We start from the raw sequence: 14,862 nt of genomic DNA on the forward strand, positions 1-14,862 counted from the left end.
CTGGTATGCTCCCGGGCATATGGCCAGAGGTGAAACCATGCAATTGATCGATATCGGCGTCAACCTGACCAACGCCAGCTTTGCCACCGACCGACAGGCGGTCCTGCAGCGAGCCCTCGCTGCCGGGGTCGCGCAACTGGTGCTGACCGGCACCGACCTGGCCTGCAGCGAAGAGAGTCTGGCCCTGTGTCTCGAACTCGATGAGTCCGCTCAGCGACTGTTCTGCACCGCCGGTTTCCACCCGCATCACGCCAGCGACTGGAACGCCGACAGCGAAGGCCAGCTCAAGGCCCTGCTGCAGCACGACAGGGTGCGCGCGGTCGGCGAATGCGGGCTGGATTTCAACCGCGACTTCTCGCCCCGCCCCCAGCAGGAAAGCGCCCTGCATGCCCAACTGGCCCTGGCGGCGCAGCTGCAGCGCCCGGTATTCCTGCATGAGCGCGATGCCAGCGAACGTCTGCTGGGGATCCTGCGTGACTACCGCGACCACTTGCCTGCCGCCGTGGTGCATTGCTTCACCGGTGACAAGCAGGCCCTGTATCGCTACCTCGACCTCGACCTGCATATCGGCATCACCGGCTGGATCTGCGACGAGCGCCGTGGCACTCATTTGCATCCGCTGATGCGCGACATTCCCGAAGGCCGGCTGATGCTGGAAAGCGATGCGCCCTGGCTGCTGCCGCGCAGCCTGCGCCCGAAGCCGAAGAATGGCCGCAACGAGCCGGCATTTCTGCCCGAAGTGCTGCGTGAAGTGGCCCTGCATCGCGGCGAAAGTCCAGAGGCGCTGGCCCGCCATACCACGGCCTGTGCCCGGCGCTTTTTCGGACTGCCGTTGGCCACAGATGAAAGCTGCAGCTTCATTGATGCAGATCAAGCCTCCAAGGACTGACTGAGGCAAGGTGCTATTACCTTGCGATCACCTCTCACGACGAGCAGAAGAAGACCAATCATGGGCTCATGGCTTAGCAACCTCTCATTGAAGTACAAGTTCTGGGCCGTCAACACGGTGGCCTTTTTCACGACCCTGATGCTGGTGCTCTACGCCTTGCACCTGGAGCAGCAGACCCGCCAGGAACTGGCGCAGCAGGCTGCGCAAGGCCAGGCCCGTCTGCTGGCAGCCTGGCCCGTCGGCCAGCCGCTGCCAGGCGGCAGCGAGGTCCTCAGCTACACGGCCGGCCAGACCCCGAGCCTGAACGGCCAGCCGCTGCAGGCGCTGACTTCGGCCACCGGCTGGGTCGAGCTGAACCAGCCCCTCAAGGACCACACTCTCTACGGTGCCCAGGTGGTAGCGCGCAGCGATGGCCAGCGCCTGGCGGTCCCGGCCTATGCGCCGAGCATCGAACAATTGCTGTTCGAACGCTTCGTGCAGTATGCGGTGGCGGTGTTCCTGCTCATGGTGCTGATGCTCTGCGCTTCGCAGTTGCTGATCCGCTTCCTGCTCAGCCAGCTCAACGCTCTCAAGGATGTGATGCTGCATGTCGAACGCAGCGGTGACCTGTCGGCGCGGGCGCCGGGCGGCAGCGAAGATGAAGTGGGCCAGATGACCAAGGCCTTCAATGCCATGCAGGCCGGCTACCAGCGCGTGGTCAACACCGTGTCGCAGACCGCCGCGCGGCTCGACCAGGGCGCTGCCAACCTGGCCAGTGGCATGAGCGACGTACGCCGGGGCATGCTCGGCCAGCAGAGCGAAACCGATCAGGTCGCTACCGCGATCAACGAGATGTCGGCGACCGTCCACCACATTGCCCAGCATGCCACCACCACCCGTGACCAGTCGCAGACCGCCGACCGCCTTGCGGGCAGCGGCAAGGAAGTGGTCGACCGCGTTCAGCTGTCCATCTCTGGACTGTCCAGTGGCGTGCAACAGACCGCCGAGATGATCCAGCGCCTGGCCGAAGACAGCCAGAAGATCAGTGGCGTGGTCAGCGTGATCCACAGCATCGCCGAGCAGACCAACCTGCTGGCCCTCAACGCCGCCATCGAGGCGGCACGGGCTGGCGAAATGGGCCGGGGCTTCGCCGTGGTGGCCGATGAAGTGCGTAACCTGGCCAAGCGCGTGCAGACCTCCACCGATGAAATCACCAGCATGATCGGCGACTTGCAGGCCGGTACACGGGACGCCGTGGATTTCATGCAGGACAGCTCGCACAAGGCCGACGACTGCGTCCAGCAGGCGCGCGAAGCGGGCGAAGCCCTGGCCGCGATTGCCGACGCGGTGGCGCAGATGCGCGAAAGCAATACCCAGATCGCGGTGGCCGCCCAGCAGCAGAGCCAGGTGGCCGAAGACATGAACCGAGCAGTGGTGAGCATCCGCGACGTCACTGACCGCACCGTGTCGCAGACCGTCGACTCGGCCAGCACCAGCAGCGACCTGGCGACCCTGGCCGGCGAGCTGAACAAGTCCATTGGCCGCCTGAAACTGTAGAGCGCAGCAAGGCTAAAGCCGCAGCCGCCCGGTGGGAGCGGCTTTAGCCGCGAAAGCGCCGGTAAATTCACTGCATTTGCTGTGAAAATGCGGTGGCTTCGCGGCTGAAGCCGCTTGTGTCTTTCGACAGGGTAAAGTCAGAGGTGAGAGGGGTGGATGGCAACTGTTAAGCCGCAGTGCCCTGGAGCACGTGTAGGAGCCCAACTGCCATCCACTCTTTTCACTCTGACCCCAAGCTCGAACAGTTGACTGAGTCCGACCTCGAACAACAAGCGTGAGCCCGTTCAGAGTGACCTCTCGCCCTTAAGCCTAGAGGTTTTTCTTATGACCGCCTACGCCGGAATCGATGTCGCCAAAGATACCCTGCAGATTGCGCTGTATCCCCAGAGCAATAGCTTCTGCACCACCAACACCTCTGAAGGAATCCACCAGCTTATCCAATGGTTGAGTGATAACCGGGTCGAGCAGGTACTGGTTGAGGCCACAGGCGGCTATGAAAGGTTATCGGTCAAACTCCTGGCCAAGGCCAGATTCAAGGTCATGCGTATCAATCCGCTGCGTGCTCGCCAGTTCGCTCTGGCCATGGGCAAGCAAGCCAAAACCGACTCGATCGATGCGCAGATGCTGGCCATGTTCGCCCATGCCTTGCGAAAGAAAGAGTTTGTGGTGGCCGATGAAGCGCGCGATAAGTTGACCGAACTGGTGAACCAGCGTGACGCCTTCGTTCAGCAGCGTGATGACAACCGTCGCCGTATTCAACAAGCGCAAGAACCTGAAGTGCAGCAGGCCTATCGGGAGCTCAATGCCAAAATCCAAGAGATGATCAAGGCAGCAGACCGACGCATTGCTGCACAGACTCGACAGGTCGATGGGGCCTTGGTGGACCGCCTGCAAGCGATCAAAGGCATCGGCGCGGTGTCGATCTCCAGCCTGTTTTGCTATCTGCCCGAGCTGGGGGATCTGAGTCGTGGACAGGTGGCGGCCTTGGCAGGAGTGGCGCCTTACAACAACGACAGTGGGACTAAGCGCGGTAACCGGCACATTTACGGCGGACGCGCGAAGCTACGCCGTGCGATGTACATGAGTACCTTGGTGATGGTCCGTTACAACGAGGACTTCAAGAACCGATACGCTCAACTTCGCGCCCGAGGTAAGTGCGCGAAGGTGGCGCTGACGGCGTGCATGCGAGTCCTGCTGGTGAGGTTAAACGCCATGGTGCGAGATGGTGCACCATGGCGAGAGGGTGCAATTTGACCGTTGGTCGATCTTCGGTGAAAGACAGTTGGCTCCTACCCGGCCACAAGGCGCTTAACCGAACAGGATTGCTATAAGTCCTATAGCCAACCTCGATTCGCCAGCCACTTGCAGTCGACCTAGACTTCACACATCCGACCGCACACGGTACGCGGTCATGTCTTGAAGAGGACTGCAGTATGGCCAAGCGACTTCCCAACCTCCACACCTGGCAATGGCGCGGCTATGCCGCCAACCACCGCAACTCCACCAATCTGGCCTTGCACCTGCTCGCAGTCCCGCTGTTCATTCTGGCAGCCCTGCTGCTGCTCGACGGTGTGTGGTCCTTTAGCCTGACCTCGATCGCCGTAGGCGTCATCGGGCTGATTGCCGCCCTGGGCCTGCAAGGCCATGGGCATCGACTGGAGCGCCAGCCACCCGAACCGTTCGCCAACCGCAAAGACGCGGTCAGTCGCCTGCTGATGGAACAATTCGTGACCTTTCCGCGCTTTCTGCTCAGCGGTGCCTGGTGGCGCGCCTGGAAGGAACGCCACCGGCATTGACGTCGGGCGCCACAGTCAGTGGCGCCCGCAAGGCTCAGCCGAATACCGTGACGGTCTGCCGGCTGATGGCGATGAGTTCCCCTTCCGGACTGTGCAGCGTGGCAGCGGTGTGTCCGTAGCCGTTATTGGCGTGCTCGACCTCGGCATGGTAGATACACCAGTCATGCGTGGTCAGTGACAGCTGCGGGTGGATGAACTCGATGGTCCAGGTCAGTGAGCTGTGCGGCGCCGGCTTCTTCAGCCAGCCCAGCAGGCCGGGTGGCCAGGCGTCGACCAGTGCCAGCACATGGGCTTCGTTCAGCGGGCCGGGTTGGCAGTCTCGCAGGCGTACATAGCCACCGATGGCCGGCGCCGGAACACCGCTGTAGGGCAAGCTGCCCAGCCCCCAGTGAATCTCCAGATGCTGCAGGAAGTCTGGCATCACACCTTTTACGAATGGCAGCGCGGGACTCTGCTCTCGCGGCTTGACACCCTCGTAGCACGGCGGCTGGCCGTACAGCACCACCGAATCCCGTGAAACGCCGAAGCTGCCCTGCACCAGGGTCGTTACCTGGCCATTCTGAGAGGCACGCCCCAGCACCTGGGTTACCGACGAGCCCTCACGCAGAATCTCCACGTCGAAGGTGACCGGCACCTCGGGCGCGACCGGCGCGACGAAGGTAATGGCCAGTGAACGCACCTGGCGCGCGGCATCCACCCGGCGGCGCATCGCTTGGTATTGCAAGGCAGCCACCAGGCCGCCGAAGCTGGCCCGTCCTTGGGCCCACTCGGTGGGAATGGTCACGGCTGCCGGATTGTCAGCGGCTGCAGCCAACAGGTCGGTGAAATTCATGCAAGGCTCCGCTTCGTTGTGGTCTGAGGACCGCCACAGCTTAGCCAGCTCGCCTGCAACTGCAAAAAGGCATTTACGCCATTGATGCCGCCTCAGGCCTCGAAACAGGCTTGCCCGAGGCGTTGCAAGGCGATATCCGAGTGCCGCTGCGCCTCTTCGATACCGGACCGCCACAGCGCGACACAGGGCGCCAGGTCTGCATGGTGCTCGGCCAGGGCCAGCCATTGCAGACGGTCGTGCCAGTCGCCCAGGGCACCTTGCGCGCGCTTGAGATGAGCCGCCATGCCGGACGGTTGATGGCTGAGCCGTGGATAGACTTCGGCGGCATAGCGTACCCGCTTGATCAGCAGGCGCAGGTGATGCCGATCATGCTCGGGATCGGCCATCGCCTCGCGCAGCTTGTCCCATTGCTTGTCCAGGCGCTTTTCGATGCGTCTGCGCAGGCCGCGCAAATGCCCTTCGCGCTGCTGCTCGCGCAGCCGTTCAGGGAACTTGCCCAGCCGTTCGAACAGACGCTTGAGTTCCGGGCTCAGGGCCACTTTCGGACAGGTCTGCTGCAGATGCTGGTCACGTGGCCTGGCCAGGCTCTGCCAGCCGTGCGCATTGAGGTATTCGCACAGCACCTGCTGGTCACGCAACGGTGTGGTCACGCGCCCGACCTCCCGCGCCGCGTCTTCCAGTTCGTCGACCCCGTCAACTCCCCGCAAGGGTCGCAACACGCTGCGCAGACGACGTACCGTGGTACGCAGGTCGTGCAAGGCCTCGCTGTCAGTGGAAACCGCCAGGCGTGCCTGGCAGGCAAACAGGCGCACTTCCAGCGCCAGGACTTCGGCAATCAGATGCCCCACCATCGATGTCATGATCTACCCCCGCTCAGGATTCTGTGGTCTTGCCAGCAGCCCGTCGCCATGGCAATTGACGACGCACATCCTTGAGCGCGCGGCGCAGGCCGTGCAACGAGCTGGCAGGCGCGGCGTAGCGCAACGCCACGAATTGTCCGGTGAACGCCGTTATGGCGCCGGCCTGCCTTGGAAAATGACGAGCCGCACGCTCGCCGAATGCCTGGGCCCCCTCGCCCGGCAGGCGTTGCAGTCCGTGCTGCGCCAACAAGCGTTCGAACGTGTTGAACAGCCGAAGTTGCGCGTCGCTTTCACGCAGCCACGGTTTGAACAGCCACAGCGCGGCCAGCCCCAGGCTCAGCAGCAAGCCGCCCAGAAAGGCCAGCGCCTGCCAACCGGAAAACCAGCGGTCGAGTATCTGCAACTGCTGCTGCCCCTGGTAGCCCAGCACCCAGCGCTGCCAGCTGTAGTTGAGATTGTCCCAGCTCAGACGCAGCGCGTTGACCCACGGCACGTGGCGATAGCGCAGCACCGACATCGGGGCATCGGCCAGGAAGGCTTCGTCGGCGGCCAGGGCCTGCTCCAGGCCTTGCTCGATGCGCAACGGCGCTACGGCGGCAGTCGGATCGACGCTCAGCCAGCCACGCCCCGGCTGCCAGTATTCGACCCAGGCATGCGCATCGAACTGGCGTATGGTCAGATACTCGCCTTCGGGATTGAGTTCGCCGCCCTGGTAGCCGGCTACTACACGCGCCGGGATACCGGCGGCGCGCAGCACGAAGACCATGGCACCGGCATAGTGGGCGCAGAAGCCCTGGCGGCTGTTGAACAGAAAATCATCGACACTGTCCGGCCCCAGCACCGGCGGTTTGAGGGTATAGCGGTAAGGCGGCTGGCGGAAGGTGTCGAGCAGCGCCCCGACCAGTCGGTCGGCTTGCGGGTAGCGTCGATGCAGGTCAGCCGCCCACTGGCGCGCCTGCGGGTTGCCCCGCGCCGGCAGTTGCAGCGCCTGACGCTGCACGCCCTCCCCCGGCTGCAGGTCGCGCACGGCTTCAGGCCAGGACTTCACGTTGTACATCAGAGACTGACTCACCGGGCGGCGGCGCTGCAGACGAAAGTCGCCCATCAGGCGTACGTCAGGCTGATCGGTCTGGGCCACGTCGAGGCTCGGCAGCCAGGGCTTGCCACTGGGCTCCATGACAATGCTGTAGGCCAGCGGCGCGCCGTCCTTTTGCCAGTCGGGAAACTGCACACTCTGCGTCTGCGGTGACTGCGACCAGCGCCGGCCATCGAACAGGTCGAGGGTCAGGCTACGCCAGTACAGACGCTCGCGTGGCGGCAGGTCGCCCTCGAAGCTGGCACGGAACACCAGCGCCGAGGAACGTCCCAGCTCGGCGATATCCCCCGGCGACATGCTGTCGGAAAGCCCGGTGAGGCCCTTGTTGCTGGGCTGCGGCAACGACCACAGCGGGTCCAGGCGCGGAAAGAACAGAAACAGCACCAGCATCAGCGGCACCGCCTGCACCACCAGTTTCACCGCCAGGCGCAGCGAGGCGGCCGGGTGGCCGCTGGGATCGCTGCGCTGCAGGCCGATCATCGCCGCCAGCAGCGTAGTCACCGGCAGCAGGGTGAACAGCGCCCAGCCCAGGGCACTCTCGAACAGGTAGCCCACCAGCACGCAGAAAAAGCCCAGGAAGATCAGCACCTGGGCATCACGGTGGCTGTGCATCTCCAGCATCTTCAGTACGAAGGCGGCGATCAGCAGCGCCGCGCCGGCTTCCAGCCCCACCAGGCTGCCCCGCGCCAGGTACACTCCGCCGGCGGTGCCGACCATCAGGGCGGCCTTGACCCAGGTGCCCGGGATGCGTGCACGCATGCGAAAAATCTGGATGCGCCACAGCGTGCAGACCAGCCACAGGCCCACCAGCGGCACGGGAATGTGCGGGATGAAAGGGACGATGATCAGCGCCTGGGCCAGCAACAGCCAGGTCAGTGCGGTGCGCGTGATGGGCCGGCCCAGCTCGGCAGCGCTGCCGTTCATGGGCGCACGCCGTACAGCGCCAGGGCACGCAGGCAAGTGTCGCGGTGGCCCTCGCCGCTGTCGGCGGCCACCTCGTAGCCCGGCAGGCGCAGGGCAAAGGGTTGCTGGCGCTGGGAAAGCTCCAGCACCCAGTAGCACAGGCGCGACAGGCGCTCTTCGATATCACCGGCCATGGCCATGAAGTCCAGGCACAGGTCATGGCCGCTCAGGTCACTGAATTCCTTGACCAGCAACCCCTGCCCCCGCGACCAGGCCTTCCAGTGCAGGCGCCGCAGGTTGTCACCCGGCACGTAATTACGCAAACCCTGGTAGTCGTCCACCCCCTGGCCACGGGTCAGCTGCCCATCGTCTTCGGCGTGCGGCTGCACCCCGGCCAACAACGGTATGCGCCCGGCCACCGGTTGCGGATAGATGAGCACGCTTTGCTCCAGGTCCAGCCAGGTCCAGGCGCGCAGCAGGCCCAGCGGGAACACGCTTTCGACACGGATACGCGGCGCCTTCAGCCAACCACGGGCTTGTGATGGCAGCGCCAGCTCCAGCTCGCTGTGACCGTTGCTGGCCACGTCGCGGCACTGCAGTTGCTCGCGGCTCCAGCCCACACCAATGGCCTGGTGCGACTGGCCGGTGCTGTCCAGACGCAGGCGCAGCAGCACGGTCTCACCGACGAACACCGCGCGTGTCGCGCTGGCACTGAGCACCAGCGCACTGAGATTACGGTAGGTGTGCAGGATGGCAAGCACGCCCAGCGACAGCAGCAGAAAGGTCAATGCATAGGCCAGGCTGTTCTGGTAGTTGATCGAGGCCAGCAGCATCAGCACCAACACCAGGGCGAACGCTGCGCCGCTGCGCGTAGGCAGGATGAAGATGCGCCGGTGGTCGAGCACCACCCGGGGCGCCGCCGGAATGCGGCGGGCCAGCCAGCGATGCCAGAACGGCTTGAAGGGGCCGATCACAGCACCGGCACCTCGCGCAGCAACCACTGCACCAGGGCGTTGCCACCATGCCCGGTGGGGTCGCTGCGCTCACGCAGGCGATGGCCGACCACCGCAGGCAGAATGGCCTGGACGTCTTCGGGAATGACATAGTCGCGATTGAGCAGCAGCGCCCAGGCCCTGGCCGCCGCCAGGATCGCCAGGCTGGCGCGGGGCGACAGGCCGAAGGCGAACTGCGGCTGGCTGCGGGTGGCCTCGACCAGACGCAGCACGTAGTCGACCAGCGCATCGCTGGCCCGCACCTGACGTGCCTGGGCCTGCAGCAGGCCCAGCTCGGCATGGTTGAGCAGCGCCTGCACCTGGGGCAGCAAGACGCGGCGTGACTGGCCAAGCAGCAAGGCGCGCTCCGCCGAACGCGACGGGTAACCCATGGAGATGCGCATCAGGAAGCGGTCGAGTTGCGATTCCGGCAAGGCGAACGTACCGCCGGAGCTGAACGGGTTCTGAGTGGCAATGACGAAGAACGGATCGGGCAGCAGACGCGTGGCGCCCTCGATCGACACCTGCCCTTCTTCCATGGCTTCGAGCAGCGCGCTCTGGCTCTTGGGCGTGGCGCGGTTGATTTCATCAGCCAGCACCAGCTCGGTGAAGATCGGCCCCGGGTGGAAGGTGAACTGCCCGGTTTCGCGATCGAATACCGAAGTGCCGAGGATGTCCCCCGGCAACAGGTCGGAAGTGAATTGAATGCGCTGGTAACTCAGGCCCAGTACCCGGGCCAGGGTATGGCTGAGCGTGGTCTTGCCCATGCCGGGCAAGTCCTCGATCAACAGATGACCGCCGGCCAGCAGGCAGGTCATGGCCAGGCGTACCTGCGCTTCCTTGCCCAGCACGATTTCGTTGATCGCACTGAGGCATGCATCCAGTGTTCTGCCCATTACCCAGCCTCTCTCGACATCTGCTCGTGGCCATTACAATGCCACAGGTGAGCACGCTATAGAGTTAGCGTAGGCGCTTTCCTCGCAGAACGGGGCTCGCTGGCCAAGCTTTTGCGTGACGCACCGATCAACGACCGGCGCGCGACTCGCGAATGTAGAAGCGGGCCTTCTCGGCTTTCTGGGTGCAGCCTTCGAAACCTTCGAACTGCTGCTGGGTCTTCGCCGCGGTGAGCAGCGACAGCGCCTTGGAGTAACTGACCGTGCCGGCGAAGCCTTCGGCCTTGGCCAGGTCGAGTTCATGCCAGGCTGCATCGAGTTCGGTGCCGCAGCTGGCCCGATAGTTGGTCTTGCCGGCACAGCCCGCAAGCGCCACGATGACCAGGGGCAGACAGATCCAGGCTTTCATGGGAATGGTTCCTCGAAGAGAATTGGGGTAACGGCTTTGACGGTGCATGGCCGCGAAAGTGCCATGACGACCGGCGTTTCACCCCAGTTTTTTCTCGCCCTCGGCTTGCGATGCCCTCACATCAATCCGCACAAGGAACCTGGCAATGAGCAAACGAATAGCACTGGTCCTGGGCTCGGGCGGTGCACGGGGTTATGCGCACATCGGCGTGATCGAAGAACTGGAACGGCGCGGCTACCAGATCGCCTGCATCGCCGGCTGCTCGATGGGCGCAGTGGTCGGCGGCATCTACGCCGCGGGGCGCTTGCCGCACTACCGCCAGTGGATCGAGAGCCTGGACTACCTCGACGTGCTGCGCCTGGTGGATGTGAGCTTTCGCCTGGGAGCGATCCGTGGCGAAAAGGTGTTCGGCCAGATCCGCGAAATCGTCGGCGAGATCAACATCGAGGACCTGGCGATTCCCTACACGGCGGTGGCCACCGACCTCACCAACCAGCAGGAAATCTGGTTCCAGGAAGGCTGCCTGCACCAGGCCATGCGGGCCTCGGCGGCCATCCCCAGTCTGTTCACCCCAGTGCTGCAAGGCTCGCGCATGCTGGTCGACGGCGGGCTGCTCAACCCGCTGCCCATCGTGCCGGTGGTGTCCAGCCATTGCGACCTGATCGTCGCCGTCAACCTCAACGCCTCGCACCAGCAGCACTACAGCCTGCCGGTGATCGAACGCCCGCCGGCGGTGAAGAAGCGCTTCGACCTGCTGCTCGACTCGCTGGGCTCGCGCCTGCCGTTCCGGCGCAAGCTGGCCGGTGAAGACGACACGCTGTTGCCTCCCCCGCAGCCGCCCAACCCCTGGCTGACCGAAGCCAGTGCCGACCCGCAGGGCCAGCAGCCCGCCGCCGCGCCCGAAGCGCCGGGCGCGCCGAAGTCCGCCACCGGCGCGGTGATCGTCGACAACGTCGGCCCGGCCTCGCTGCTGGACCTGATCAACCAGAGTTTCGAGGTGATGCAGACCTCCCTGGCGCAGTACAAGATCGCCGGTTACCCGCCGGATATCCTTATCAACGTGCCCAAGCGGGTGTGCCGCTTCTTCGAGTTCTACAAAGCCCCGGAACTGATCGCCCTGGGCCGCGAAATCGCCCGCGACACCCTGGACCGTTATGAAGGCGAAGGGCGCTGAGCCGCGCGGCACAGCAAGGCTGGGTGACAGTGGTTTGAGCCGCGCCTTTCAGGCCTCGGCGGCGGCCAGGCGGTAGCCGACGCCCGCCTCGGTGATGATGTAGCGCGGCGCAGTCGGGTCGTCGGCCAGCTTCTGGCGCAAATGGCCGATGACGATGCGCAGGTAGTGGGTGTCCTGGATGTGGGTCGGCCCCCAGACCTCACGCAACAGGTGCTGCTGAGTAATCACCCGCCCAGGGTGGCGAGCCAGTTCGGCCAGCACCGCGTATTCCTTGCGGGTCAGGGCCACATCCTGCGTATTGAGTTGCACCCGGCGGCTGGCCAGGTCGATGTGCAGGGCGCCCAGCTGCAGGGCCGCCGGGGCTGGCTGGCCCTCGGGCCGCTGGCGCAGCAGGGCGCGGACCCTGGCGAGGAACTCCTGGATACCGAAGGGCTTGGTCACGTAGTCGTTGGCGCCGCCGTCCAGGGCCTGGACCTTCTGCGCCTCGCTGGCGCGCACCGAGAGCACCATCACCGGCACATGCAGCCATTCGCGCAGTTCCACCAGCAACTGCTGGCCGTCCATGTCCGGCAGGCCCAGGTCGAGCACCACCAGGTCGGGGCGATTCAGCGCCGCCTGGTTCAGACCCTCGGCGCCATTGGCCGCCTCCAGCACCTTATAGCCCTGGGAGGCCAGGCTGATGCGCAGGAACTTGCGGATCTGCGGTTCGTCATCGATGACGAGAATGGTCGAAGTCTGGCTCATGATTGCCCTGCGCAAATGTGCATTACCCTACCTCATTCCACCTCACCTTGCGGCTGCGTCGGCAATGGCAGGTGCAAGGTCATGCAGGTGCCCTGCCCGTCCAGCCCCTCGCCGACGCTGACCCGCCCGCCATGCGCACCGACCATGCCCTGGCAGATCGCCAGACCCAGGCCGGTGCCCTGCCCGCCCCGGTCGCCGCGTGCAGCGGTGTAGAACATGTCGAAGATCTTGCTGCGCTCGGCCTCGGGAATGCCCGGCCCCTGGTCGCTCACCGCCAGGCGCAGTTCACTGTCCTGCGCCTCGGCCTGCATTAGCAACCGCCCGCCGGGCGGCGAGAAGCGCGCGGCGTTCTCCAGCACGTTGACCAGCGCCTGCTCGATCAACGCCGCGTGCACGTACAGCAAGGGCAATCCATCGGCGACCTGCACCTCCACCTGCAGCGGTGCAAGCACCGCACGCAGGCGGTTCAGCGCACTGCCGACGATGTCCGCCGGCGCCACCCAGTCGCGTGCCAGCTTCAGCGAACCGTGGCCCAGACGGGTCATGTCCAGCAGGTTCTGGATGTAGCGGTCCAGGCGCTCGGCCTCATCGCGAGTGCCTTCCAGCAGCTCGCGACGGTCGTCCACGCCGATCGCCTCGCCCAGCGCCAGCAGGCTGTCGATGCTGCCACGCATGGCGGTCAGCGGTGTGCGCAGGTCGTGGGACACCGAGGCCAGCAAGGCGCTGCGCAACTGCTCGGTCTCGCCATGCAGGCGCGCCGACTCCAGGTCCTGGGCCAGCTGCGCGCGAGCCAGGGCCTGGGCCAGCGGCTGACACAGGGCGCTCAGCAAGCGCCGCTGCTCGGCACTGACACCCTGGCCGTTGCGCGGGCATACGCCGAGCAGTGCCAGCGGGCCTTCCTCGGCCGACACCGGGCACCACCACCAGCGTCCTGACGGCAAGGTCCCGGTGCCGCGCCCGGCCGGCTGGTCATGCTCCCAGGCCCAGTCCGCCGCCACGCGCTCGGCGTCGGAAAACGCCAGCGGCCCGCCCACCTCCACCGTCCAGGCCCCCTCGGCGTCGCGTCCGAGCAGGCACATCTGCTGGTGCGGCGAGCCGCCCAGGTGCTGCCCGGCGGCGTTGAGCACGGCCTGACGGTCCGTGGCTGCGGTGAGCTTGCGCGACAGGTCGAGCAAGGTGCTGGTTTCTTCCTGCGTGGCACGCAACGCCTTGAACTGGCGGCGCTGACGGCTGGCGAGCTGGCCGGTGAGCGCTGCCATGAACAGGAAGAACGCCAGGGTCAGCACGTCTTCTTCGCGCTGGATGCTCAGGGAGAAGTTCGGCGGTATGAACAGAAAATCGTAGGCCAGGAACGACAACGCGGCGCAGGCCAGCGCCGGCCCTACGCTGCTGCGCACCGCCACCAGCAGCACCGCCATGAGGAAGATCAGCGAGATGTTCGGCAACGCCAACCAGCCGGAAATCGCCCAGGCTGCCGCGCTGGCCAGAACGGTGGCAAGCACCGCCAAGGCATAGTCGAACCCCCGTGACGGCAGCCCGACGCGGCGGCGCGGGCGGGTTGGCGAGGTGTCGCTGTCGAGCACGCTGATCTCCAGGCCATGGGCCTCGCGCAACAGCCGTTCGGCCACCCCGCCACCGCTCAGCCGGCGCCGCCAGCGGTGCCGCGACTGGCCGACCAGCACCACGCTGGCGCGGCGCTCCTCGGCATGCTGCAACAGCGTACGCGCCACTTCCCCGGCACGCAGGGTCACCACTTCGCCGCCCAGGCGCTCGGCCGATTGCTGGGCGCTTTGCAGGTAGGCCCGGCCCTGCTCGTCCAGCGGCCGGTCGGCATCCACATGCACCAGGCTCCAGGGCAGATGACGACGCTGCGCGACGCGGCTGGCATGGCGCACCAGCAGGTCGGCCTGGGCATCTCCATCCACCCCCACCAGCAGGCGACCCCGCAGCGCCGGGGCGGTCTGCCCCAACTGCCGGTAGCCCTGGGCCAAGTCGTTGTCCACCTGCGCCGCGGCGGTCTGCATCGCCAGCTCGCGCAGTGCGGTGAGGTTGGTCTGGCTGAAAAACGCGTCGATGGCGGCGCGGGCCTGCTCCGGCACGTAGACCTTGCCGTCGCGCAGGCGCTCCAGCAGCTCGCGGGGTGGCAGGTCGATCAGTACCAGCTCGAAGGCTTCCTGCAGCACCCAGTCGGGCAGGGTTTCACGCACCTGCACGCCGGTGATGGCACGAACCTGGTCGTTGAGGCTCTCCAGGTGCTGAACGTTGACCGTGGTGTACACGTCGATGCCGGCGGCCAGCAGTTCCTGGACGTCCTGCCAGCGCTTGGCGTGGCGGCTGCCGGGCGCGTTGCTGTGCGCCAGTTCGTCGACCAGCGCCAGATCGGGCGCGGCCTGCAGCAGGCCATCGAGGTCCATTTCCTCCAGGGTCATGCCCCGGTACTGGCTGCGCAACAATGGCCACTGTGGCAGGCCACCCAGCAAGGCTTCGGTTTCCGCCCGGCCATGGGTTTCCACCACGGCGGCGAGCACCTTCACACCCTGGCGCAACTGGCCGTGGGCGGCCTGCAGCATGGCGTAGGTCTTGCCAACCCCCGGCGCGGCGCCAAGGAAGACTTTCAGGCGCCCACGGCCTTCGCGGGGCAATTGGGCCAGGATGGCATCGGCTCGGCCGGAATCACTCACAGGATGCTCGCTCGATCAGGGAGAAATGGACAGTCGCGGCGCAAACCGCTCCCAGCG

Annotated in this window: 13 protein-coding genes; 5 read left to right on the plus strand and 8 right to left on the minus strand. The window is 65.6% G+C overall.

Going from position 1 to position 14,862, the window contains the following annotated elements; translation table 11 throughout:
• Positions 1-37: 37 nt before the first annotated feature.
• From RRX38_RS06060 to RRX38_RS06075, 4 genes are all read left to right on the plus strand, one after another.
• Entirely contained in the window at positions 38-889 is an 852-nt protein-coding gene (locus RRX38_RS06060) for a TatD family hydrolase (protein WP_295474972.1), read from the plus strand.
• 60 nt (positions 890-949) lie between these two features.
• Positions 950-2,425, plus strand: a complete 1,476-nt coding sequence (locus RRX38_RS06065; RefSeq protein WP_315961921.1) for a methyl-accepting chemotaxis protein — start codon at positions 950-952, stop codon at positions 2,423-2,425.
• Positions 2,426-2,749: 324 nt separating this feature from the next.
• Complete coding sequence (locus RRX38_RS06070; protein ID WP_315959592.1) at positions 2,750-3,679, plus strand: IS110 family transposase; 930 nt, start codon at positions 2,750-2,752, stop codon at positions 3,677-3,679.
• 179 nt (positions 3,680-3,858) lie between these two features.
• On the plus strand, positions 3,859-4,221 hold the full coding sequence (locus RRX38_RS06075; protein WP_295474966.1) for an Mpo1-like protein: 363 nt from the start codon (positions 3,859-3,861) through the stop codon (positions 4,219-4,221).
• Positions 4,222-4,255: 34 nt separating this feature from the next.
• On the opposite strand, the gene RRX38_RS06080 is transcribed toward RRX38_RS06075, so the two are convergent.
• The 6 genes from RRX38_RS06080 to RRX38_RS06105 form a co-directional block, all read right to left on the minus strand.
• Entirely contained in the window at positions 4,256-5,053 is a 798-nt protein-coding gene (locus RRX38_RS06080) for a thioesterase family protein (RefSeq protein WP_315961922.1), read from the minus strand.
• A gap of 92 nt (positions 5,054-5,145) precedes the next feature.
• Positions 5,146-5,904, minus strand: coding sequence for a CHAD domain-containing protein (locus RRX38_RS06085; protein ID WP_315962638.1), 759 nt, complete (start codon positions 5,902-5,904; stop codon positions 5,146-5,148).
• 22 nt (positions 5,905-5,926) lie between these two features.
• On the minus strand, positions 5,927-7,933 hold the full coding sequence (locus tag RRX38_RS06090) for a DUF3488 and transglutaminase-like domain-containing protein (protein ID WP_315961923.1): 2,007 nt from the start codon (positions 7,931-7,933) through the stop codon (positions 5,927-5,929).
• Positions 7,930-8,913, minus strand: coding sequence for a DUF58 domain-containing protein (locus RRX38_RS06095; protein ID WP_315961924.1), 984 nt, complete (start codon positions 8,911-8,913; stop codon positions 7,930-7,932). The genes RRX38_RS06090 and RRX38_RS06095 overlap by 4 nt, the downstream gene beginning before the upstream one ends.
• Positions 8,883-9,800, minus strand: coding sequence for an AAA family ATPase (locus tag RRX38_RS06100; RefSeq protein WP_295474956.1), 918 nt, complete (start codon positions 9,798-9,800; stop codon positions 8,883-8,885). The genes RRX38_RS06095 and RRX38_RS06100 overlap by 31 nt, the downstream gene beginning before the upstream one ends.
• A gap of 127 nt (positions 9,801-9,927) precedes the next feature.
• Positions 9,928-10,206: a hypothetical protein gene (locus RRX38_RS06105; protein WP_315961925.1), complete on the minus strand. Its 279-nt coding sequence runs from the start codon at positions 10,204-10,206 to the stop codon at positions 9,928-9,930.
• 145 nt (positions 10,207-10,351) lie between these two features.
• Between RRX38_RS06105 and RRX38_RS06110 the strand changes: the two genes are divergently transcribed.
• Positions 10,352-11,380: a patatin-like phospholipase family protein gene (locus tag RRX38_RS06110; protein ID WP_315961926.1), complete on the plus strand. Its 1,029-nt coding sequence runs from the start codon at positions 10,352-10,354 to the stop codon at positions 11,378-11,380.
• A 48-nt stretch (positions 11,381-11,428) separates the two neighbouring features.
• Here RRX38_RS06110 and RRX38_RS06115 read toward each other — a convergent pair whose 3' ends face one another.
• Together RRX38_RS06115 and RRX38_RS06120 are read right to left on the minus strand one after the other, a co-directional pair.
• Positions 11,429-12,124 carry a response regulator gene (locus RRX38_RS06115; RefSeq protein ID WP_315961927.1) on the minus strand — a complete coding sequence of 232 codons (696 nt, stop codon included), beginning with the start codon at positions 12,122-12,124 and terminating at the stop codon, positions 11,429-11,431.
• 32 nt (positions 12,125-12,156) lie between these two features.
• Positions 12,157-14,805 carry a sensor histidine kinase KdpD gene (locus RRX38_RS06120; protein ID WP_315961928.1) on the minus strand — a complete coding sequence of 883 codons (2,649 nt, stop codon included), beginning with the start codon at positions 14,803-14,805 and terminating at the stop codon, positions 12,157-12,159.
• Positions 14,806-14,862 lie beyond the last annotated feature (57 nt).

This window comes from Pseudomonas sp. DTU_2021_1001937_2_SI_NGA_ILE_001, assembly GCF_032463525.1.
Taxonomy (GTDB): Bacteria; Pseudomonadota; Gammaproteobacteria; order Pseudomonadales; family Pseudomonadaceae; genus Aquipseudomonas.